The organism is Streptomyces sp. TS71-3 (assembly GCF_018327685.1).
In the GTDB taxonomy this organism is placed as follows: Bacteria; Actinomycetota; Actinomycetes; order Streptomycetales; family Streptomycetaceae; genus Streptomyces.
Genome location: NZ_BNEL01000003.1, coordinates 2859678 through 2880758, shown reverse-complemented (window position 1 = coordinate 2880758; position 21081 = coordinate 2859678). Strand labels below are relative to the sequence as shown.

18 protein-coding genes, 1 pseudogene and 1 riboswitch are annotated in these 21081 nt (G+C 73.1%); of the genes and pseudogenes, 7 read left to right on the top strand and 12 right to left on the bottom strand.

All coding sequences use genetic code 11. The features are described 5' to 3' along the window. The first annotated feature begins 18 nt into the window (after window positions 1-18). Window positions 19-494, top strand: a pseudogene (locus tag Sm713_RS36190) (hypothetical protein). Window positions 495-632: 138 nt separating this feature from the next. Next, window positions 633-1544: a transketolase family protein gene (locus Sm713_RS36185; RefSeq protein ID WP_212914165.1), complete on the top strand. Its 912-nt coding sequence runs from the start codon at window positions 633-635 to the stop codon at window positions 1542-1544. Here Sm713_RS36185 and Sm713_RS36180 read toward each other — a convergent pair. From Sm713_RS36180 to Sm713_RS36155, 6 genes are all read right to left on the bottom strand, one after another. Then, window positions 1510-2967, bottom strand: coding sequence for an MFS transporter (locus Sm713_RS36180; protein WP_212915079.1), 1458 nt, complete (start codon window positions 2965-2967; stop codon window positions 1510-1512). The genes Sm713_RS36185 and Sm713_RS36180 overlap by 35 nt on opposite strands. 450 nt (window positions 2968-3417) lie before the next feature. Continuing rightward, window positions 3418-3777 carry an MmcQ/YjbR family DNA-binding protein gene (locus tag Sm713_RS36175; protein WP_212914164.1) on the bottom strand — a complete coding sequence of 120 codons (360 nt, stop codon included), beginning with the start codon at window positions 3775-3777 and terminating at the stop codon, window positions 3418-3420. Window positions 3778-3883: 106 nt separating this feature from the next. After that, window positions 3884-4225, bottom strand: a complete 342-nt coding sequence (locus tag Sm713_RS41055; protein ID WP_249417117.1) for a DUF742 domain-containing protein — start codon at window positions 4223-4225, stop codon at window positions 3884-3886. 362 nt (window positions 4226-4587) lie between these two features. Further along, the gene (locus Sm713_RS36165) at window positions 4588-5022 is read right to left on the bottom strand and encodes a roadblock/LC7 domain-containing protein (protein ID WP_212914162.1); all 435 of its coding nucleotides are present in this window, start codon (window positions 5020-5022) and stop codon (window positions 4588-4590) included. Between the two features lie 212 nt (window positions 5023-5234). Continuing rightward, complete coding sequence (locus tag Sm713_RS36160; protein ID WP_212914161.1) at window positions 5235-7256, bottom strand: ATP-binding protein; 2022 nt, start codon at window positions 7254-7256, stop codon at window positions 5235-5237. A 595-nt stretch (window positions 7257-7851) separates the two neighbouring features. After that, window positions 7852-9045, bottom strand: a complete 1194-nt coding sequence (locus Sm713_RS36155; RefSeq protein WP_212914160.1) for an MBL fold metallo-hydrolase — start codon at window positions 9043-9045, stop codon at window positions 7852-7854. A 349-nt stretch (window positions 9046-9394) separates the two neighbouring features. Here Sm713_RS36155 and Sm713_RS36150 point away from each other — a divergent pair, with 349 nt between their 5' ends. Next, the gene (locus Sm713_RS36150; RefSeq protein ID WP_212914159.1) at window positions 9395-9988 is read left to right on the top strand and encodes a carboxymuconolactone decarboxylase family protein; all 594 of its coding nucleotides are present in this window, start codon (window positions 9395-9397) and stop codon (window positions 9986-9988) included. Window positions 9989-10236: 248 nt separating this feature from the next. After that, window positions 10237-10839, top strand: a complete 603-nt coding sequence (locus Sm713_RS36145) for a TetR/AcrR family transcriptional regulator (RefSeq protein WP_212914158.1) — start codon at window positions 10237-10239, stop codon at window positions 10837-10839. A 135-nt stretch (window positions 10840-10974) separates the two neighbouring features. Here Sm713_RS36145 and Sm713_RS36140 read toward each other — a convergent pair whose 3' ends face one another. Further along, a complete protein-coding gene (locus Sm713_RS36140) occupies window positions 10975-11778 on the bottom strand; it encodes an SGNH/GDSL hydrolase family protein (RefSeq protein ID WP_249416913.1) in 804 nt (267 codons plus the stop codon). 289 nt (window positions 11779-12067) lie between these two features. Continuing rightward, window positions 12068-12895 (bottom strand): LysM peptidoglycan-binding domain-containing M23 family metallopeptidase, encoded by an 828-nt coding sequence (locus Sm713_RS36135; protein ID WP_212914157.1) that lies wholly within the window; start codon window positions 12893-12895, stop codon window positions 12068-12070. A gap of 4 nt (window positions 12896-12899) precedes the next feature. Continuing rightward, window positions 12900-13056, bottom strand: a riboswitch (cyclic di-AMP (ydaO/yuaA leader). A 485-nt stretch (window positions 13057-13541) separates the two neighbouring features. Here Sm713_RS36135 and Sm713_RS36130 point away from each other — a divergent pair. The 3 genes from Sm713_RS36130 (at window position 13542) to Sm713_RS36120 (ending at window position 15417) form a co-directional block, all read left to right on the top strand. Beyond that, complete coding sequence (locus Sm713_RS36130; RefSeq protein WP_212914156.1) at window positions 13542-14339, top strand: tyrosine-protein phosphatase; 798 nt, start codon at window positions 13542-13544, stop codon at window positions 14337-14339. Between the two features lie 291 nt (window positions 14340-14630). Continuing rightward, the gene (locus tag Sm713_RS36125) at window positions 14631-15257 is read left to right on the top strand and encodes a helix-turn-helix domain-containing protein (protein ID WP_212914155.1); all 627 of its coding nucleotides are present in this window, start codon (window positions 14631-14633) and stop codon (window positions 15255-15257) included. After that, window positions 15241-15417, top strand: a complete 177-nt coding sequence (locus Sm713_RS36120; RefSeq protein WP_308293211.1) for a DUF6126 family protein — start codon at window positions 15241-15243, stop codon at window positions 15415-15417. The genes Sm713_RS36125 and Sm713_RS36120 overlap by 17 nt, the downstream gene beginning before the upstream one ends. Before the next feature lie 74 nt (window positions 15418-15491). On the opposite strand, the gene Sm713_RS36115 is transcribed toward Sm713_RS36120, so the two are convergent. The 4 genes from Sm713_RS36115 to hpnH are packed head-to-tail and all read right to left on the bottom strand — an operon-like array spanning window position 15492 to window position 21080. Next, entirely contained in the window at window positions 15492-16934 is a 1443-nt protein-coding gene (locus Sm713_RS36115) for an aspartate aminotransferase family protein (RefSeq protein WP_249416912.1), read from the bottom strand. Continuing rightward, window positions 16931-18844: a 1-deoxy-D-xylulose-5-phosphate synthase gene (gene dxs / locus Sm713_RS36110; RefSeq protein WP_249416911.1), complete on the bottom strand. Its 1914-nt coding sequence runs from the start codon at window positions 18842-18844 to the stop codon at window positions 16931-16933. The genes Sm713_RS36115 and dxs overlap by 4 nt, the downstream gene beginning before the upstream one ends. A 45-nt stretch (window positions 18845-18889) precedes the next feature. Further along, the gene (gene ispG / locus Sm713_RS36105) at window positions 18890-20056 is read right to left on the bottom strand and encodes a flavodoxin-dependent (E)-4-hydroxy-3-methylbut-2-enyl-diphosphate synthase (RefSeq protein WP_212914154.1); all 1167 of its coding nucleotides are present in this window, start codon (window positions 20054-20056) and stop codon (window positions 18890-18892) included. 4 nt (window positions 20057-20060) lie between these two features. Then, window positions 20061-21080, bottom strand: a complete 1020-nt coding sequence (gene hpnH, locus Sm713_RS36100) for an adenosyl-hopene transferase HpnH (RefSeq protein ID WP_212914153.1) — start codon at window positions 21078-21080, stop codon at window positions 20061-20063. Between the last annotated feature and the right edge of the window lies 1 nt (window position 21081).

The following is a 21081-nucleotide window of genomic DNA, read 5'->3' as shown; positions in this document are numbered from 1 at the left end:
AGGTTGCACGCTCCCGGTATGACGACGACAACGGACCAGCACGGCACGGACGTGTACGCCTACGAGGACCTGCCCTCGCTCATGGAGCTGATGACGGGCGACGAGAAGCACGGGCCGGCGGCCACCTCCACCCTCGACGCCCTCTGGGTGCTCTACGACCGGGTGCTGCGGGTCTCCCCCGGCACCGTCGACGACCCCGACCGCGACCGGTTCCTGCTCTCCAAGGGGCACGGGCCGATGGCCTACTACGCCGTGCTCGCCGCCAAGGGCTTCCTGCCGGCCGGGTGGCTGCCCGGCTGGGCACCGTCCTGATCGACAACGCCTCGGCCACCCACGGCAGCAGCGGCGGCAGCGCGGCGCGCTTCGCGGCTGCCGGCTGGGCGGTGCGGGTGGTCGACGGCCGCGACCACGAGGCGCTGTGCGACGCCTTCACCGGGCCTCACCCGGGGCGGCCCCTCGTGGTCGTCGCCCGGGTCGAGCCGAAGAACGGCTGAGGTGCGCGGACGTGCTGGTGCATTCCTGCCTGCCGCTCTCGCTGTTCCCTCCCCCGGCCTCCGCTCCACCGGCCTCCGCTCCACCGCTCCCGCACGCTCGTGCACCGCAGCTCACGTTCCGGAAGGACACCACCCGTCATGGACACCATGCGTGACCGGTTCGCTCCCACCCTCTCCCGACTCCTCGACGAGGACCCGCGGGTCGCTGTCGTGCTCGCCGAGATCGGCAGGGACGGCTTCGCCCGGGCCGCGAGCAGGCATCCGGACCGTGTGATCAACGTCGGGATCCGTGAACAGCTCCTGATCGGCGCGGGCGCGGGCCTCGCGCTCGCTGGGCTGCGGCCGGTCATGCACACCTTCGCCAGCTTCCTGGTGGAGCGGCCCTTCGAGCAGGTGAAGCTGGACTTCGGGCACCAGGGCCTGGGCGGGGTGCTGGTCAGCGCCGCGGCCTCGTTCGACTGGCCCGCCGGCGGCTTCACCCATATGGCACCGGGCGACGTGGCTCTGATGGACACCCTGGACGGCTGGACGGTGCATGTGCCCGGTCACCCGGACGAGGCGGAGACCCTGCTGAGGCATGCCGTGGCGGCGGGCGACGACAAGGTGTACGTCCGCCTCTCGGTGCAGCGGAACGCGGCGGGGCGTGTGGTCGACGGCGCCCGCTTCCTCACGGTTCGCACGGGCAGGGCGGGGGTGGTGGTCGCGGTCGGGCCGATGCTGGAGAACGTCCTCGCGGCCACGGAGGGTCTCGACGTGACCGTCCTGTATGCCACGACCGTGCGGCCCTTCGACGCGCGGGCGGTGCGCGGCGCCACGGAGGCGGCCGGCACGGATGTGGTGATCGTGGAGCCCTTTCTGGCGGGCACCTCCACCGGTGCGGTGAACGACGCGCTCATCGAGGTGCCCCACCGAGTGCTGGGCCTCGGCGTGGGGCGCCGCGAGCTGCGCGGGTACGGCGAATTCGACGAGCACCTCGCGGCCCACGGCCTGACCCCCGGTCCGCTGCGGGAGCGGATCACCGGCTTTCTGAGCCGGACGTCCCGGGGGTGACGGGAGTGACGGGGGCCGTCGCGCCGTGGTGGGCGTGCCCTGGGGCCGTGGCGGCGGCTCCGTCCGGACGGTGCTCGGGTCCGGACGGCGGGCGACGGCCGTACTCCGGTGCGGCCGACGGGCCGGGTCCGTAGCGCGAGACGGACTGGTCGACGCGGACCAGGTTCCGGATGGCCGGGACGGCGAGGAGGGCCGTGGCGACCGCGAGGGTCACCACGCTTCCGGCGAGCAGCACGTGCTCCGTGCCGAAGGCACCGGCGGCGGGGCCCGCGAGGGCCTGGCCCACCGGCATCATCGCCAGGGATCCCGCGACGTCGTAGGCGTGGATGCGGTTGAGGACCCCGGGCGAGACCTGCGTCTGGACGCTGGTCGCCCACATCACCGCCCAGAAGGACTGGCCGGCACCCGCGACCGCCGCTCCCGCGGCCATGGCGCCGACACCGAACTGGGCGCCGACCACGGCGGGGAAGAGCGCGAACAGGTACAGCGCCAGCGCCCCGGACCGCAGCATCCGGCGCGGTCTGGCCCGCAGTGCGGCCAGGCCGCCGATGACGGTGCCCGCACCCAGGGCGGAGTTGACGAGGCCGTAGGCGCGGGGGCCGTGCTCCTGGACGATCTCGGTGGCGACCAGCGGCACCGTCGGCCCCGAGGCTCCGATCATCAGGACGCACCAGATCGCGATGACTCCCCAGAGCCAGGTGCGCGCCCTGAACTCCTGCCAGCCTTCGACGAGATCGGCCCGGAAGCCGGTGGTGCGCTCGCGGGTGCCCGTGGCCGCGGGAGGCATCCGGAGCAGCAGCAGGCACAGGGCGCTGAGGGCGTAGGTGGCCGCGTGGGCCGCGAAGACGCCGCCGGGTGAGGCGAACGCGACCAGCAGGCCCGCGAGCGCCGGGCCCGCGAGCTGCGCCGTCGACTCCGCGATGCGTATCGCGCCGTTGGCCGCCTGCACGTCGGCGGCGAGGCGGGGCACCGTGCTGGCCACGCCGGGCTGGAAGACGGCGGACGCCGCGCCGTTGACCGCGCCGATGGCGCAGACCTCCCAGAGGACCACATGGCCGGTGAAGAAGAAGACGGCCGCAAGCGACTGGCTGACCAGCCGGACCAGGTCGGCACCGATCATCAGGCCGCGGGTGCCGAGCCGGTCGGCGAAGACGCCGCCGAAGATGACGAGGCCGGCGAAGCAGGCGACCGAGGAGGCCATGGCGAGGCCGACCGCGCCCGCGCCGTAGCCGTGTTCGAGCAGGCCCGCCGCGAGGGCGACCGGCAGCATGGTCTCGCCGAGCTTGGCGACGGCACGGGCGGAGAAGAACAGGGCGAAGTCCCTCGACCAGAGGCGCCTGCCGCCGTCACCGGGCGGCAGCGGCACGCCCCCTGCTCGGGTCCCGTGGGCGGGACCCGGGAGCCCCTCCGCGGCGGACCGCATCGCCTTGCCGGCGGCCGGGATCGGCTCATCCGCGGAACGGATCCGCTCACCGGCGGTCGGGATCCACTCCCCGGTCGTCTCAAACCGGTCGCCGGCGTCCGGCGGCCCACCGGCGGGCTGCCGGGAGTCGGGGGCGTCCGGCCGGATCTCCGCGCCGGGGGCGCCCGGGCGCGCGTCGCCGCGCCTGCCGCGGGCGCGGGCCGGGGTCGGGCGGGTGCCGTCCGGGACCGGACGGGTGTCATCCGGGGTCGGACGGGTGTGGTCCGCGCCGGGGCCGTCCGGGCCGGGTACGGGCGGGTGTGCGGTGCCGTGTCCTGTCATGGTCCCCGGTGTCCTCCCCCTGTGAGCCGGCGGCCGCCGCGCTCGCACCGGCACTCAGGCGCGCACCGCGCCTCCACCGGCACCTTGATCATGCCATGCGGCCCCGCCCCGCCCCGGCGGCGAACGGGGTCAGGGAGTGCCCGGCACGCCCAGCTCCGGGTATGCCTCCAGCAGCCGTGGGGAGGCCGCCTGCCGCCAGGAGTCGGAGAGGATGTCGCGCAGTTCGGCGGTGTCCTCCAGTGCCGTGAGACGGACCCGGACCCAGGCGAAGCTGGCCTCGTGCCCCGCGATCCAGAACTTTCCCGGCTCGGCCATGACGAGTTCGTCCCGCTCCTCCTTGGGGCAGCGGACCGCTATGGACGTCTCGTCCTCGGGCAGGGTGGCGAACATCTTCCCGGCGACCCGGAAGGTGGGCATGCTCCAGGCGGTCTTCTCCGCCGTGTCCGGCAGGGAGAGTGCGATACGGCGTACGTCGTCGGCGTCCGGCATGAGACGAACGGTAGCCAAGGGCACTGACATCCGGGCCGATTCGGGGCGGCAGCGGGCTCCGAGGCGGGCCGCGACGGCCCCGGGGGTCGTCGCAAAGGCCCCGGAGTCAGAGGCTGCGTCGCAGGCCGGCGAGGACCGCCTCCAGGAGGGCGAGCTCCGTGTCGTCGTGAGGGGCCGGCGCCAGGACGGTGAGGACCCCGCAGTCGAGGAGATCGCCGATCAGCACCTTGGTCACGGCCACGGGCAGGCGCAGCCGGCCCACGACCTCCGTCACCGGCCGCGGCACCGCGCACAGTTCGACCACCTGCCGGTGCTCCGGACCCAGCCGGACGGGCGGTGCGCTGCCGGTGGCGGCGAGGGACACGAGCGGGCCGAGGTCGGCGGTGGGCCTGGTGCGGCCGTTGCTGACGGCGTAAGGGCGAACGATTCGCCCGGCGGCGCCGTCCAGCCGCGCGCCGTCGTGCGCTGCGTCGTCGTACCGGGCGCCGTCAAGCCGTGCGCCGAGCCGCGCACGGTCGTGCCGCGCACCGTCCACCCCTGCACCGTCCAGCCGCGCGCCGTCGTGCCATGTCCCTGCCGGCCGGGCGCCGCCTCGCCGTGCACCGTCGGGCCGTGCGCCGGCCCGCTGCGGGTCGTGGTCGTGGTGGGTGCCGGGTACTCCGGCAGGCGCGGCGGTCGCGGCTGGCCGCGGCGCCGGCGGCCTGACGGCGGGGCCGCCCGAGGGTGCCGTGCCGGCCGCCGCGGAGCCGGTGCCGTCGACGGCGGCGGGACGGGTCCGGGCGTGGCGCGCGGACTGCCCCGGCGGGGCGGTCATGACCGGACCGCCGCGGTGCCGGTAGGGGTCCGCCGCAGCGGCGGCGCCAGATGGGGCCGTGCGCTGGCGACGAGTGTCGCCATCTCGAATCCCAGCACCGTCGGGTCGGCGGTCGGCCCGGTGAGTACGGCCAGGCTGGCGCCGGCGTCCACGGTGGAGACGAAGAGGAGCGCGGAGTCGAGCTCCACGACGACCTGGCGGACCGTTCCGCCATCGCAGAGGCGGACGCCCGCGCTGCGGCCGAGCCAGCAGAGGCCGGAGGCGAGTGCGGCGAGGTGGTCGGCACGATCGGTGTCGAGGCCGTGCGCGGCCTTGACCAGCCCGTCGGACGAGAGCAGCACCGCGCTGCGGGTGTCCGGCACGCGCCGGATCAGGCCGATGAGCAGCCGTTCGAGGGCGAAGGCGCGGGCGGTCGGCGGATCGCTCGCCATGGGGAACTCCTTGCGTACGAAGAACTGTGGGGGCCGGTGGTCGGGGAACGGGCGGGAGGAAGCAGGCCGGGCCGGGCGGTTGCGGGCTCTCGCCGGGTCGGCAAGGCCCGGGGATGGGGATACGAACGAGTGCCCGCGGGCGGAAACGGTGGAAGGGGCCCGGTGCCCGGCACGGGTATCTGAGCGCCCTGGGAGCGGCGAGGGATGGCCGGTCAGCTCCCGCCCGGGCCCGCGCCGGGCCCCGCCTCGGACCCCCGCTGCGCCGCCCCGAGGTCACTGCCGCGCCGGAAGGCGGCCATCAGCTCCGGATTGGGCCCGGTGGTGGCCCGCTGGCCGGCCGGCCGCGTCTCCGGGCCGCCGAGCGGCGGCGGTGCCATGTGCTCCTGCGCGTGTCGCCTCGGCAGTCCGGCGCCCTCCCTGGGAGCGCTCGCCGTGGGCCGTGCGGCGGCCGCCGGCGTGCGTGCGTCCGGGCCTGGGCGCGCCGCGGGCACGGGCCCTCCGGGAGCGGAGGTGCGCGGCATCCCGGTGGCGCGCGCGGAACCGCCGTGGCCGGCCGCGGGCGGTGCGACGGCGGGCGCGGGCGTGCCGGAGCCCGGCGTCCGTGGTTGCGCCCCTTCGGGTGCCGCGCCGGGCGCGACCCCAGCGTGAGCGCCGGACCCACCACCGGTGCTGTGAGCGGCAGGCGCCACGCCGGCGCTGTGAACGTCGGGCGCGATGCCGGTGTGCACGCCGGGCGCGGGCCTCGGGCGTGCCGGCTCGGGCGGGGTCGCGATGCCGTGTACCGCCGCGGTCGCCTCGGCGGTGTGCTCCCGCGCGGCCTCTTCGGGCAGCGCACCGCCGGGCTGTGCGTGCGCGGGGCCGCCGGGCAGGGGCCGGGCGCCGGTGGGTCCGGACGGGGCGGCCATCGGCTGGAGCCGCCGGGTGCCGCCCTCCGCGGCCGCCGGGGATGCCTCGGCGCCGAGGAGCGCGCGGGGAAGGACGAGGACGGCCTGCACGCCGCCGTAGATGTTGCTCTGCAACCGGACCGAGATGCCGTGCCTGCGGGCCAGGCGGGACACGACGTACAGGCCGGTCCTGCCGCTGTGCAGCAGCGTGGTCACGTCGGTGCCCGCGGGATCGGTGAGCAGCATGTTCATCCTGGCCCGCTCGTGTGCGGCCATGCCGAGGCCGCGGTCCTCCACCTCGACGGCGAGGCCGGCCGTGACGGCGGCGGTGCGCAGCATCACATGGGTGCCGGGGGCGGAGAACACCGTGGCGTTCTCGATGAGTTCGGCGAGCACATGGGCCACGTCGGTGACGGCGTGCCCGCGCACCGAGCCGTCCAGGGGCGGCACCAGCACGACCCGCTGGTACTGCTCGATCTCCGCCATGGCCGAGCGGAGCACCTCGATGAGCGGGACCGGACGGCTCCACCGGCGGCGGGCCGGGGCGCCGCCGAGCACCGCGGCGTTCTCGGCGTGCCGCCGCAGGCGCGTGGCCAGGTGGTCCACCTGGAACAGGCCCTGGAGGAGATCGGGGTCCTCGATGTCCTTCTCCAGGTCGTCGAGGACCGCGATGCCCCGGTGCACGAGGGACTGCATCCGCCGCGCCAGGTGGGTGGAGACGGCGACGGTCTGTGCCAGCTGCGTCAGGTCGCCGCCCCTGCCCGCGGGACCGCCCGCGGCGCTCCCCGCGCGCGTCCCCTGGCCGCGGCCCCGCTCGTCCGCGCCGTCGGCCTGGTCCTCCGGTGCCCGCCACGCGGCGCGGAGCATGGCGGCGACGGCGGCGTCACGGGCGCGGTCTAGATCCGCCGCCAGCCGGCCCAGCTCGTCGGGCACGGCGGCGCGCGGTACCGGCGGGCGCGCCGTGCGGGCCGAAGGGGGTGCGCCGCGCCGCAGCGCCTCGGCGAGGTCGTACAGCTCTGCCTGCCCGCGTGCGGTGCCGCGGCGCAGCGCCACGATCCGGCCGGACAGGTTCACCGCCGTCCGGTGCCCGGCCACCGCCGCCCCGGCCAGGACCGACAGGACCGCGGCGGTGAGCACCGCCCAGGTGGCGGCCGGAGCGGTAGTCGCGGTCAGGGCGAGGGCGGCGGCAGCGCAGAGCGCCACGGCCGCGGCGGGCAGCACCGCGAGGCCGAGCAACCTGGCGCGTATGGTCAGGGGCGCCCAGCCGGTGCGGATGCCGGGTCTGCCGTGCCGGCTGCCGCCGCCCTCGCTGCGGTCAGCGGGTGGGGCCGGGGCGGGAACGTGCGGCATCGGAGTCCTTCGGTGGGTGAGCCCGCCGGGCGGCGGTCAGGCGCGTCGAAGCTGGTGCGACGCCGTGCGGGCGTGCGACCGCGCCACAGCGGTGGCAGGCACGCACAGCGACCCTACGCGATCCAGCGGGCACACACGGTAGTTGCATGCGGGACCTCTGTGGCGCACAGTTCACAAACTCGGGTGGATAACGCCCCTCTGTGGTATGAGGCCTCGCACATCAGGCCGACTCGGACACGGCCGGTAGGGCGTCCGAAGCCACGGCGGGTCCGGGACGCCCGCAGGCACGGCACCCACGACGCCCCCGCGCCCGATCAGGGGCGCGGGGAACTGCGCAAACGCCCACAGTGGGAAAGCCAAGGAACAAGGCGGACCCGCCCCATCCAGGGGGCGCGGGGAACTGCGCAAACACCCACGCCGGGAAAGCCAAGGAACAAGGCGGACCCACCCCATGCAGGGGCGCGGGGAACTGCGCGAACCACCCCGACGACGGGAAAGCCGAAGAACCAGGGCGAGCCCACCCCTCACCCAAGGGGCGCGGGGAACCGCGCAAAGCACCGTGACCGACGCGAATGGGCCCGGCCCCGCGCAGCGGTCAGCTCACTGCCGATGCCGTCTCGGGGTCACCGGTGCCCTCCGACGGAGCTCCGCCGGAGGCCTGCTCGGGCCAGCCGCCCTCCGGCGCCTTCGCCACAGGCCGCCACCAGGGCTCGGACGGCAGCTCGGCCGCGGCGGGCTCGAACGGCTCGCCCGGCCTCGGCAGGGCGGCCCGTGCTCCGGCGTCGCGCGCGGCCGTGACCGTGCCCTCGCCGGGCTCGGCCCAGGCGTGCGGGGCCAGGTTGAAGGTGCCCCAGTGGATCGGCAGCATCACGCCTTCGGGCCGGCCGCCCTGGAGGTCGAGGTGCGCCCGCATCCCCTCCTGGGGGGTCATATGGATGTCGGGCCAGAACTCGCTGTAGGCGCCGATCTGGATCATCGTGGCGTCGAAGGGGCCGTGCGCAGCGCCGATGTCCTTGAAGCCGGGGAAGTAGCCGGTGTCGCCGCTGTGGTAGATGCGGTGCCGCTCGCTCACGACCGTCCAGGAAGCCCACAGGGCGTGCTGCGGGTTCCGCAGGCCCCGGCCGCAGAAGTGCCGGGCGGGAGTGGCGGTGAGCGTCAGGCCGCCCACCTTGGTGGACTCCTGCCAGTCGAGCTCTCGCAGCCGCTCCCGGGACACCCCCCAGCGCTCCAGGTGGGCACCGACCCCCAGCGGCACAGCGAAGACGGTGTCCGTGCCGGCCAGCTTTTTTATCGTGGGCATGTCCAGGTGGTCGTAGTGGTCGTGGGAGATCACCACCACGTCCACGGGGCCCAGCGCGGCCAGCGGCAGGGGCACCGGGTGCAGCCGCTTCGGGCCGATGAAGGAGAACGGTGAGCAGCGCTCCCCCCAGACCGGGTCGAAGAGCACCCGGCTGCCGTCGATCTCGGCGAGGACGCTCGAATGGCCCATCCACGTCAGCCGCAGCCCCGTGGCCGGCGGGGCGGCCAGGGCGGCCGCGGTCCCGTCGTGCACGGGCACCGGGCGCACCGGGGCGCGGCGGCCCCGGCCGTCTCCGCGCAGGTAGGTCCGCACCAGATCCAGGCCGGAAGCGGAAGGGCGGGTACGGGACGCGACGGGATTCCGGAACGAGCCGTCCGCGAAGTTCGGCGAGCTGCGGACGCGCTCAAGCCTGGGGCCTGCCGGATCCGCGCCGAAGGCGGCGGGCCGCAGCGCGCGTAGCCCGGAGCTGAGGGAACGGGAACCGGTCACAGCGCCTCCTGATCGGGCGGAACGGCGCCTGTGGGGCCCTTTCCGCACCTTCGTCCATGCCCTTGTCCGCACCGTCCACGAGGGACGTCCGGTGCGGCGCCGCCGTCCGCGGGGTGGCGTACGTACGACGATGTCACTTCCATTATGTGTTGCTCGGGTGACAGCGCCCCGGCTCAGAGGTTCCTGCGGCGGACGAGCGGAGACCCGGAGGGCGGTCACCGCGCCCGGACCGGGGCGGCCCGCTCCGCACCGCGGGTGCCGCACCCGCCCGTGCCGGTGATGTCACATCCACCGGGGCCCGGTCCGTCGTACCGGTGACAGCACATGACACGCCCAGGAGGTGGACCTCATGGCCCGCGTTTCGCTCACCCCGCACCGCACCCCGTTCTTCCGCGTCATGGAGTGGTACTCCCGGCGCACCTACGGACGGGTTCTGGACCCCGGCAAGGCCATGGCGCACCAGCCCAGGGTCCTGTGGAGCTACCTCCGCTTCGAGCAGTCCCTGGCTAAGTGGAACCGGCTCGACGGGGATCTCAAGGTGCTCGCGGAGATGACCTCCGCGGCGGCGATCGGCTGCTCGTGGTGCATGGACTTCGGGTACTGGGTCGGTCACGGCCGCGGTATGGACCCGGAGAAGCTGCGCGCTGTGCCGGCGTGGCGGGACAGCGAGCTGTTCTCACCGCTGGAGCGCGATGTCATGGCATACGCCGAGGCGGTGTCCGCCACGCCGCCCGAGGTCACGGACGAGCTGGCGGCCCGCCTCCGGGAGAGCCTCGGCGAGCCGGCGCTCGTCGAGCTCACGGCCATGATCGCGGTGGAGAACCTGCGCTCCCGGATGAACTCGGCGCTCGGACTGACCAGCCAGGGCTTCAAGGAGGTCTGCGACCTGCGGGACCGTGCCGCGGCAACGGGCACGGCGGCGGGTACAGCCCGGCGCGGCTAGCGGGAGGGGCGCGGCCCGACGCCGTGCGGCCGGCAGCGGCGCGCCCCGGCCACGCGGCCGCCGGCAGCGCAACCTGCCCCCCTCCCGGCCTGAAGCGGCACGCCGGCGGCGCGGCGGGCAGGCATCCGTCCCGGCCCGCCCGTGGAGGGGAGGCGGGCCGCACGAGCCGCCGTCCGGCCCGGCCCACGACCGCTCGGGGGCCGCCTGATCCTGGGCCGGGGCAGTACGCCAGCAACTAGGGTGACCGGATGGCGAGAGAGCGGATGAGCGTGGCGGAGCGGCGGGAGGAGCTGCTGTGCGCCACCGTGGAGCTGATCGAGGCGCGCGGGGTGGACTCCGTGCGCATCGGCGACATCGCCGCGGCCCTCGGCATCAGCAACGCACTCGTGCTGTACCACTTCTCGACCAAGGAGAACCTCGTCGCCGCGGCCTTCTCGCACGCCGCCGAGCGCGACCTCGAGCGGCTCGGCAGGCTGGTGGGGCGGCGCACCACCGCCGCACGTCGCCTGCGTGCGGCGGTGCACTGGTACGCGCCGCTCGGGCCGGCCAAGGGCTGGCGGCTGTGGATCGAGGCGTGGGCGGCCGCCCTGCGCGAGCCCTCGCTGCGCGAGGTGGCCCACGGCCTGGACCGGCAGTGGAAGGCCGCGCTGGCGGAGGTCATCGGGGAGGGCGTGGCCGCGGGCGAGTTCGACTGCCCCGACCCCACGGCCGCCGCACAGCGGCTGACGGCTCTCCTGGACGGCCTCGCGGTCCAGGTGACGGCCTACGACGGCGCCCTGCCGCGTGCCAGGGTCCGAAGATGGGCGGACGAGGCTCTCGCCAGGGAACTGCACCTGGACCAGACGGCCTGACGCCGCCGGCACCGGCCCCGCACACAGCGGTCACGCCCCTTCGGGGCCCCGGCGCTCCCAGGGCCCACCCCCTCCGTTCCGCCCCCTCGTTCCCAGGCCCGCGGGCCGCACCCCGGACCGTCGAGGAGTCCGCCATCAGATGAGCGGCAGCAGGTCCGGCCGCTTCGCCACGGCGTGGTCCCCGGAGGACCTCCCGCGCAGCCGGCGGCCTATCCACGGCACCATGTACTCGCGCGCCCAGGCGATGTCGTCCCGGCGCCGCTGGAGGACGGTGCGCGGGGGCTCAAGCGGCCAGGGGCGGTCCGGGTCGCCGGGCACGTCCAGGCCGAGGACCCGGCCGGCCCGCAGCGCCACCCGCTCGTGTCCCTCGGCCGACAGGTGCAGCCGGTCGGCGATCCAGGCCCGCCGGTCCTGCACGGACTTGAAGGACCACATGTCGAGGACGGGGCAGCCGTAGCGGTCGGCGATGGCGCGGACATGACCGTTGTAGGTGGCGACCTTGCCGCGCACCCGGCTCAGTACGGGAACGTCCCGGGTGTCGAAGCCGGTCGTCACCATGACCGTGCCGGCCGCCGAGGTGAGGTCCGCGACCGCCTTCTCGAAGCGCTCGGCGAGGGCGTCGGGGTCGGCGCCGGGGCGGATGAGGTCGTTGCCGCCCGCGGCGAGGGTGACCAGCTCCGGGCCCAGTTCCTTGGCCCTCGGGACCTGGTCCGCGATGATCTGGTCCAGGAGCTTGCCGCGTACGGCCAGGTTGGCGTAGCGGAAGTCGTGACCGGACGCGTGGTCGTTGAGCAGGACCGCCAGCCGGTCGGCCCAGCCGACGTAACGGCCGTCGGATCCCGGGTCCCCCACGCCCTCGGTGAAGCTGTCGCCGAGGGCCGCGTAGGAACGGATCGCAGGGATGCGGGGATTTCTGGAAGCTGTTGACTTGTCTGCCACGTCGCATCATCATCCCCCTCTCCCCTCGACCTACGCGAGCGTAACCAGGGGTCGACGCCAGGTGAGATGCGCCACCGTCGGCACTGGCGGGCGGGTCGGGCGGAGTTCGCCGGGGTGCGGTCCGGCGGGGCCCCGCAGCACCCCGGCAGCGCGCGAAGCAGGGGCCCACCGTCCCCTGGTGAGCCCCTGCTTCGGGAGTCCGCAGTCGTTTCAGGCCGCGGGACCGGGAGGCGCCCGGGCCTACCGGAGTCGAACACGGTCCCCTGGGCGTCCCCCGGGGACGCGCCGGTCAGACGTTGACGCCGTGCGAGCGCAGGTACGCCACCGGGTCGATGTCGGAGCCGTAGTCGGGAGTGGTGCGGATCTCGAAGTGCACGTGCGGGCCCGTGACGTTGCCCGTCGCGCCGGAGACGCCTATCTCCTGGCCTTCCTTGACGGTCTGCCCGGCCGTGACCTTGAGCGCCGACATGTGCGCGTACTGGGAGTACTTGCCGTCGCTGTGCTGGATCACGACCTGGTTGCCGTAGGCGCCGCCCCATCCGGCGGTGACCACGGTGCCGTCGGCCACCGCGTGGACCGGGGTGCCGGTGGGCACGATGAAGTCCTGACCCGTGTGGTAGCCGCTGGACCACATGCTGCCCGCCTGGTGCCAGGGGGTGCCGAGGGTGGCGCCGTCGACCGGCAGCGTGTAGCCGGAGCCGGAGGTCTGGGCAGCCGTGTCGGTCCCCTTCGCGGCGGAGGACTGTGCGGCCGAGGACGGCGAGGCCTTGGCCTTGGCCGCTCCGGCCGTGTGCTTGGCGCCCAGCACCAGCTTCTCGCCCGGGTGGATCAGGTCGGGATCGCTCCCGACGACCTTGCGGTTGAGGTGGTACAGGTGCTTCCAGCCGCCGCGGACGTGCTTCTTGTGGGCGATCTTGGCCAGCGTGTCGTGCGGCTTGACCGTGTACGTCGCGGCCGCGGCCTTCTTGCCGTCCGCCGGGTGGGAGGCGGTGGTCGCGTGCGCGCCCGTGGCCGCCATCAGGGGCAGGGCGAGTGCGGCACCACCGGTGCCGGCGACGGCCAGCTTCCGGGTGATCCGCTGTGACTTGGGACGACGGTGCTTACCCTTCGCGGGCATGGCGCATTCCTCTCCGGCGCCTGCGAGGTGAGCTGTCGGGTTCGAGCTGGAGATGCCCGGCCGCGGATGTCCCGTGGCTTCACCCCAAGCCGTTCCGGAGTCCGGACCGGCGTACTGCGTGCGGTTCCCCCGCTCCTGCCAGGCGTGGGTGGTGTGTGGGGCTCCGGGGCGGTGGCAGGACTCGGCGTCCGCCCGGAGTGAGCGCGACGCTAGGCGAAGCCGATTGACGATCACAAGCCGCTGTGCACCGCCATGGACCCCGTACGCAGGGATTTCCATGATCCATCGACGGCTTTCCGGTCACCCTCCGTCGTACGACGATCTTCGGCTCGATCCAACGCCGCTCGCCCGGAACGGAGTTGTCGCAGGCCCGAGCGCCACCCACCGTCACGACTATGATCCTGCTCACGGCCAGCCCGCCCAGGTAGCCGCATTCCAGGGCTACTTGGCCATAAACGGCCAATACGGTCAGATGCCGCATTACCGGTGGTCGGCGCATCCGCCGAGGACGACGTGTGGCCTCGACCTCGCCCGGCCGTGGCCGACGTTTCGCTCGCCGGGGGAAGATCGCCGCGGGGGCGGTGCCGTATCGTCGGCAGGGCCTCCGCCGGCAGTGGCGCCGGCGGTCCGACCGGGAGGAGCACCCGTGACGCAACAGGTCCCGTCCATCGAGCCTGAGCTCACCGGTGTGCGCAACTTCCGCGACGTGGGCGGCCTGCCGACCGCCGACGGCCGGCGCGTGCGGTACGGGCGCCTGTTCCGCAGCGGGCACCTCGCCCACGCCACCCAGGAGGACGCGCGCTACCTGTCCTCCCTGGGCCTGCACACGATCTTCGACTTCCGCAACGCCGCCGACCGCAAGCTCGAGGGCCCGGACGTCGAGCTGGACGGCGTGCGCAACGTGAACGTGCCGCTGACGGACCCGGCACAGGGCGCCGAGTTCTGGACGATGGTCCGCGAGGGCAGCCTGGACGATCTGCGGGGCCTGCTGGACGACGGCAAGGCCGCGCGGCGGATGATCGCGTCCTACCGGATCATCGTCCGCACCCGCACCGAGGAGCACGGGGCGATGCTGCGGGCGCTGGCCGGCGGCAGCGTGCCCGTGCTGATGCACTGCGCGGCGGGCAAGGACCGCGCCGGCATCTCCGTCGCGATCACCCTGCTGGCGCTGGGCGTGGAGCGGGACGCCATCGAGGCGGACTACCTCAAGTCGAACGCCACGCACCGCCGTTACAAGGTGCGCCGCAGCAGCTCCTCGCCGGACGCCATGTCGGCCGAGGTCATGGAACTCCTGTCGCCGCTGTTCGATGCCCGCACCGAGTACCTGGCCGCCGCGTTCGACGAGATCGAGCAGCAGTGGGGCGACGTCGAGGGCTACCTCGCGAACGGTCTGGGCCTCACTCCGGAACAGCGCGAGAGGCTCCGCGAGCAGCTGCGCGACTGAGCGGGGCGGCGGCGCGGCGGGGCCGCCGCCGCGGGACCACCGGCACGGGGGCTGCGGCGGGGCGGTGGCGGTGGCGACCGGGAACGTCCCCGGGGCGGAGCCCCTGCGGCGGAGCAGCGCTCTCGTGCCGGAACGGTGCTCCCATCGCGGACCGGCGCTTCCGAAGCGGATCGGCGCTCCCGAACCGGAATCGGCCCTCCCGCGCCGGAGGATCGCCGTCAAACTCCGAGACTTTTGCCTTAGAGGCAAAAAATTTGCCCCAGGGGCATCCCCTCTGGCTTCATCAAGAATATGAGCCCCGCCGACGAGACCATGCCCTCCGTGGCGGTGCGCCTGAGGGAGCTGCGCCGCCGAGCGGGGCTGACCCTGGAGGCCGCCGCCCGCGCGGCCGAACTCTCCCCCGCGCACCTGTCCCGGCTGGAGACCGGCCGGCGGCAGCCCTCGCTGCCCCTGCTGCTCACCCTCGCACGCGCCTACGCCACCACCGTCTCGGAACTGCTCGGCGAGACCGCCGCGGCGCCCGGCGCCGTCGTCCGCGCCGCCGACGCCGAACCGCGCCCCACCGGCGGCTGGACGTACTGGCAGGCGGGGTCACCCGGCAGGGGCATGCAGGCGCTGCGCGTGCTGATCCCGCACGGTTCGCAGAGCGACGTCGTCCGCGTGCACCCGGGCGAGGAGTGGCTGTACGCGCTGAAGGGCCGGCTGCGGCTGCGCCTCGGCGACTCCGAGCACGTCCTGGCCCCCGGCGACAGCGCCCACTTCGACTCGCTCACCCCGCACCGGTTCGCCCCCGTCGACGCGGACGGGGCCGAGCTGCTCTTCGTCCACACGCTGCTGCAGAGCCCGGCCGAGGCGCTGTGCCTCGATGGCGGGAGCGGCGGCCGAACCGCAGGAGGCGGACATGACCGACACGCCTGAGCGCCGACGGGACGCCACGGGCTCCCTGATCGACCCCACGCACCCGATCGAGGACCGGATCCCCAGGGGGATCTGGGTGCGCGTGCTGATCTACGTGGCCGCCGGGCACCTCCTGGCGGGCTTCCTCTTCCTCCTCTTCAGCATCGGAGCCAAGAGCTGAGCCCCGCGGCAGGAGCCGCGGGGCCGTGCCGCGAGGAGACGGGGTGACGGCCGCCGGGCGGGCGGCCGTTCCCGCTACCGGTTGGCCATCGCCTGCTTGACCAGCGTCTTGCCGAAGTCCCACATCAGCCCGCCGCCGTTGTGCGCGTCGTCCATCACGGCGGTGAAGGCCGTCACGAAGCGGTCGACATCCCCCTCATCGACGACGAGCGGCGGGATCAGCTTGATGACCTCCAGGTGGTCACCGGAGACCTGGGTGAGGATCCGGTGCTTCTGGAGCAGCGGCACGACGACCATCTGCGCGAAGAGGCCCTTGCGGGCCGCCTGGAGCATCGTCCAGCGGCTGCGGAGCTTCAGCGAGGTGGGCCTGCCGAACTCGATGCCGATCATCAGGCCCCGGCCGCGCACGTCGCTGAGCAGCTCGTAGCGGTCGATGAGCGCGGCCAGGCGGGACTTCAGCAGCTCGCCGGTGGCTCGGGCGTTCGCGACGATCTGCTCGTTCTCCATGACCGACAGGACCGCGAGCCCGGCCGCCATGGCCTGGGCGTTGGCCCCGAAGCTCGCCGAGTGGACCAGCACGCGGTCCATCGACGAGTACACCTTCTTGAAGATCCACTCCTTGCCGAGCGTGGCGCTGACCGGCACGTAGCCGCCGGAGAGCGCCTTCGCCACGCACACCAGGTCCGGCTCCACGCCGTCCTCGTGCTGGTAGGCGTAGAAGTCCCCGGTGCGGCCGAGACCGGTCTGCACCTCGTCCGCGATGAGCAGCGCCTTGTGCTGGTGCAGCAGGTCCTGGGCGGCCCGCAGGAAGCCCGGGGGTGTCTCGTGGACCCCCTTGCCCTGGATCGGCTCCACGATCAGAGCCGCGACGTCTCCCTTCTTGAGTTCCCTGGCGAGCGCGTCCAGATCACCCAGCGGTATCGGCGTATCGGGGAGCAGGGGTGCGAACCCGTCGCGGAAGCCGCTCTCGCCGTTGACCGACAGGGAACCGGTGGTCAGCCCGTGGAAGGCGTGCGTGCAGTAGAGCACCCTGGGCCGCCCGGTGGCGTACCGGGCGAACTTGAGCGCCGTCTCCACGGCCTCCGTGCCGCTGTTGCCGAAGAACACCCGGTCCAGGTGCGGGCTGTGGGTGAGCAGCTTCTCGGCGAGCAGGCCGGGCAGCGGCTGGCAGTCGAAGCGGGTCAGGTCGGCGAGCGAGGCGTCGAGGACGTCGTGCAGCGCCTTGCGGACGACGGGGTGGTGGCGGCCGAGGCCCATGACGCCGAAGCCGGCGAGCATGTCCAGGTAGTCGTTGCCGTCCGCGTCCCAGAAGTGCGCGCCCTCGCCCCGTTCGTAGACCTTGTCGAAGCCGATGGTGCGCAGCATCCGGGGAAGCTGCGGGTTGACGTACTTGCCGTGCAGCTCGTAGCGCTCGGAGCCGCGCTCGGCGAGCAGCTTGCCGAGGTCGAACTCCTTGCCGCCGCCGGACCGCCCCCCGGAGGCGTCGCCGGTCTCGTGAGCGGGGGGTGGGGTGGTCATGCGTGTTTCTCCTTGGCTGCCGGCCTGGCTGCCGCCTTGCCCTGCGGGGCGGCGGGCGGTCCGCCGATGCGGCCGGCGATCTCGACGGGCGTGAGCCCGATGTCGGCAAGCACCTCGCCGCGCTTGGCGTGCGGGAGGAACTGCTCGGGAATGCCGAACCGCCGTACGGGGACGTCCACCTCGGCGTCGCCGAGCGCCAGCGCCACCGCGGCGCCGACGCCGGAGGCCCGGCTGTTGTCCTCGACGACGGCGACGATGCGGTGCTCGGCGGCGAGCGGGGCGAGCGCCGGGTCGACGGGCTTGACCCACCGCGGGTCGACGACCGTGCACCCCTGCCCGCGAGCCTCCAGCAACTCCGCGACCTGGAGGCAGACCGGGGCCATCACCCCGACGGCGACCAGCAGCACCTCGGGCCGCTCGGAGCGGTGCAGCACGTCCAGGCCGCCGATCCGGTCGATCGCGGGCACCGCCGGGCCCACCGACTCCTTGGGGAACCTCAGCACGGTCGGCGCGTCCTGCACGTCGACCGCCTCGCGGAGCTGCGCGCGCAGCTGGTCCGCGTCGCGCGGTGCGGCGATCCTGAGGCCTGGCACCACCTGGAGGACGGACATGTCCCACATGCCGTTGTGGGAGGGCCCGTCGGAGCCTGTGACGCCGGCCCGGTCCAGCACGAAGGTGACGCCGCACCGGTGCAGGGCGACGTCCATCAGCAACTGGTCGAAGGCGCGGTTGAGGAAGGTGGCGTAGACGGCGACCACCGGGTGCAGGCCGCCGGTGGCGAGGCCGGCCGCGGAGACGGTGGCGTGCTGCTCGGCGATGCCCACGTCCCACACCCGGTCGGGGAACCGCTCGGAGAACGGGGTCAGGCCCACCGGGTCCAGCATGGCCGCGGTGATGGCCACGATGTCCTCGCGCTCCTCGCCGAGCCGGACGATCTCCTCGCCGAACACCGACGTCCACGAGGGACCGCCCGCCGGCGCCAGCGGCTCGCAGGTGAGCGGGTCCATGACGCCGACGCTGTGGAAGTGGTCGGCCTCGTCGGCGAGCGCGGGCTCGTAGCCGCGGCCCTTCTCGGTGAGGCAGTGCACCAGGACCGGTCCCGAGAACCGCTTGGCCCGGCGCAGCGCCGCTTCGACGGCGGCGGTGTCGTGTCCGTCGATCGGACCGACGTACTTCAGTCCCAGGTCCTCGAACATGCCCTGGGGGGCGAAGGCGTCCTTGAAGCCCTTCTTGGCGCCGTGCAGCGAGTCGTAGATCGGCTGCCCCACGACCGGGGTGCGCTGGAGGACGTCCTTGCCCCAGGCGAGGACCCGCTCGTAGCCGTCGGTGGTGCGCAGGGCGGCCAGGTGGTTGGCGAGGCCGCCGATGGTGGGCGCGTAGGAGCGCTCGTTGTCGTTGACGACGATGATGAGCGGGCGGTCCTTGGCGGCGGCGATGTTGTTGAGGGCCTCCCACGCCATGCCGCCGGTCAGCGCGCCGTCGCCGATGACGGCCACCACGTGGCCGCTCTCGCCCCGCACCTCGCGCGCCTTGGCGAGGCCGTCGGCCCAGCCGAGCGCGGTGGAGGCGTGGCTGTTCTCGACGACGTCGTGCTCGGACTCCTCCCGCGACGGGTAGCCGGACAGGCCGCCCTTGCGGCGCAGCTTGGAGAAGTCCTGCCGCCCGGTCAGGAGCTTGTGGACGTAGCTCTGGTGACCCGTGTCCCACACGATGCGGTCGACGGGCGAGTCGAAGACTCTGTGCAGGGCGATGGTGAGCTCCACCACCCCGAGATTGGGCCCGAGGTGTCCGCCGGTCCTGGCGACCGCCTGTACCAGGAACTCCCGGATCTCCTCGGACAGTATGCCGAGTTCCGCCTCGGACAGCGCCTTCAGATCGCGCGGCCCCCGGATGGTCTCGAGAATCGTCACGCTCGGGCCCCCTCTCTGTGCCTGCTTGGGCTTCAGTGCCTGCTGTCAGCTCACGGTGACGGCGGGTTCCCCCGAGGTGACGCCGTCGTTCTCCATCTGCTCGGCGATCTTCATCGCCTCGTCGATCAGCGTCTCCACGATCTTCGACTCCGGCACCGTCTTGATGACCTCGCCCTTCACGAAGATCTGCCCCTTGCCGTTGCCCGAGGCCACCCCGAGATCCGCCTCACGCGCCTCACCCGGACCGTTCACCACGCACCCCATGACCGCCACCCGCAACGGCACCTCCATCCCCGTCAACCCGGCGGTCACCTCCTCCGCCAGCTTGTACACGTCCACCTGCGCACGACCGCACGACGGACACGACACGATCTCCAGACCCCGCTGCCGCAGATTCAACGACTCCAGAATCTGAATACCGACCTTCACCTCCTCCACGGGAGGCGCCGACAACGACACCCGAATCGTGTCCCCGATCCCCTCCGACAACAGCGCACCGAACGCCACCGCCGACTTGATCGTCCCCTGGAACGCGGGCCCCGCCTCCGTCACACCCAGGTGCAACGGATAATCACACCGCTCAGCCAACAACCGGTACGCATTCACCATCACCACCGGATCGTTGTGCTTCACCGAGATCTTGATATCCCGGAAACCATGCTCCTCGAACAACGACGCCTCCCACAGCGCCGACTCCACCAGCGCCTCAGGCGTCGCCTTCCCGTACTTCTCCAGAAGCCGCCTGTCCAACGACCCCGCATTCACCCCGATACGAATCGGCGTCCCCGTGTCAGAAGCCGCCCTCGCAATCTCGCGAACCTTGTCGTCGAACTGCTTGATATTCCCCGGATTCACCCGAACCGCCGCACACCCCGCGTCAATGGCGGCGAACACGTACTTCGGCTGGAAATGAATATCCGCGATCACCGGAATCTGCGACTTCCTCGCAATCGCCGCCAGCGCGTCCGCATCATCCTGCGTCGGACACGCCACCCGCACGATCTGGCAACCCGACGCGGTCAGCTCCGCGATCTGCTGCAACGTCGAACCGATGTCGGACGTGCGCGTCGTCGTCATCGACTGCACCGACACCGGGGCGTCCCCGCCCACGGGAACGGACCCCACCTGGATCCGCCGGGACTTGCGGCGCTCGGCGAGGGGGCGGGGCGGCAGCTCGGGAAGGCCGAGGGAGACCGGAACGGCTGAGCTCATGGTGTCACCGGCTTCCGGCGACGGTCTCGCGGGCCGCGCGCAGCGACTCCTTGAGGGAGCCCATGGTGGCCAGCACGGCGGTGGGCTCGTAGCCGCAGTGGGCCATGCAGTTGGCGCACCGGGGGTCCTTGCCCCTGCCGTAGGCGTCCCAGTCGGTCTTCTCGATGAGCTCCCGGTACGTGGGCACGTACCCGTCGCTCATCAGGTAGCAGGGCTTCTGCCAGCCGAAGAGCGAGTAGTTCGGGATCGCCCAGGCGGTGCAGGGGAAGTCCACCTTGCCCTCGAGGAAGTCGAGGAACAGCGGTGAGTGGTTGAGCCGCCAGCGCAGCCTGTTGCCGCCGGCGAAGGCCTTCTTGAAGAGCTCCCTGGTCTGCTCGACGCCGAGGAAGTGCTCCTGGTCGGGCGCCTTCTCGTAGGCGTAGGCGGGCGAGATCATCATCTCGTCGACCTTCAGCTCGTCATTGAGGAAGTTCATCACCTCGATGATCGTCTGAGGCGTGTCGGTGTTGAAGAAGGTCGAGTTGGTGGTGACACGGAAGCCCTGGCGCTTGGCCTCCTTGATGGCCTCCACCGCCTCGTCGAACACGCCCTCCTTGGCCACTGACTCGTCGTGGCGCTCGCGCAGCCCGTCGATGTGGACGGCGAAGGCGAAATAGGGCGACGGGGTGAAGTTCTTCATCTTCTTGCGGAGGAGCATGGCATTGGTGCAGAGGAAGACGTATTTCTTCTTCGCCACGAGCTGCCGCACGATCTCGTGGATCTGCGGGTGCATCAGCGGCTCACCGCCGGCGATGGAAACCATCGGAGCACCCGACTCCAGCACCGCTCCCACGGCCTGCGCCACCGGCATGCGCTGCTTGAGCACGCCTGCCGGGTGCTGGATCTTTCCGCACCCCTCGCACTTCAGGTTGCAGGCGAACAGCGGCTCAAGTTCCACGATGAGGGGGAACTTGTCGCGCCGGCGGAGCTTCTGTTCAAAGAGATACGTCGCGACCTTGATGGTCTGACGGAGCGGCATGGCCATA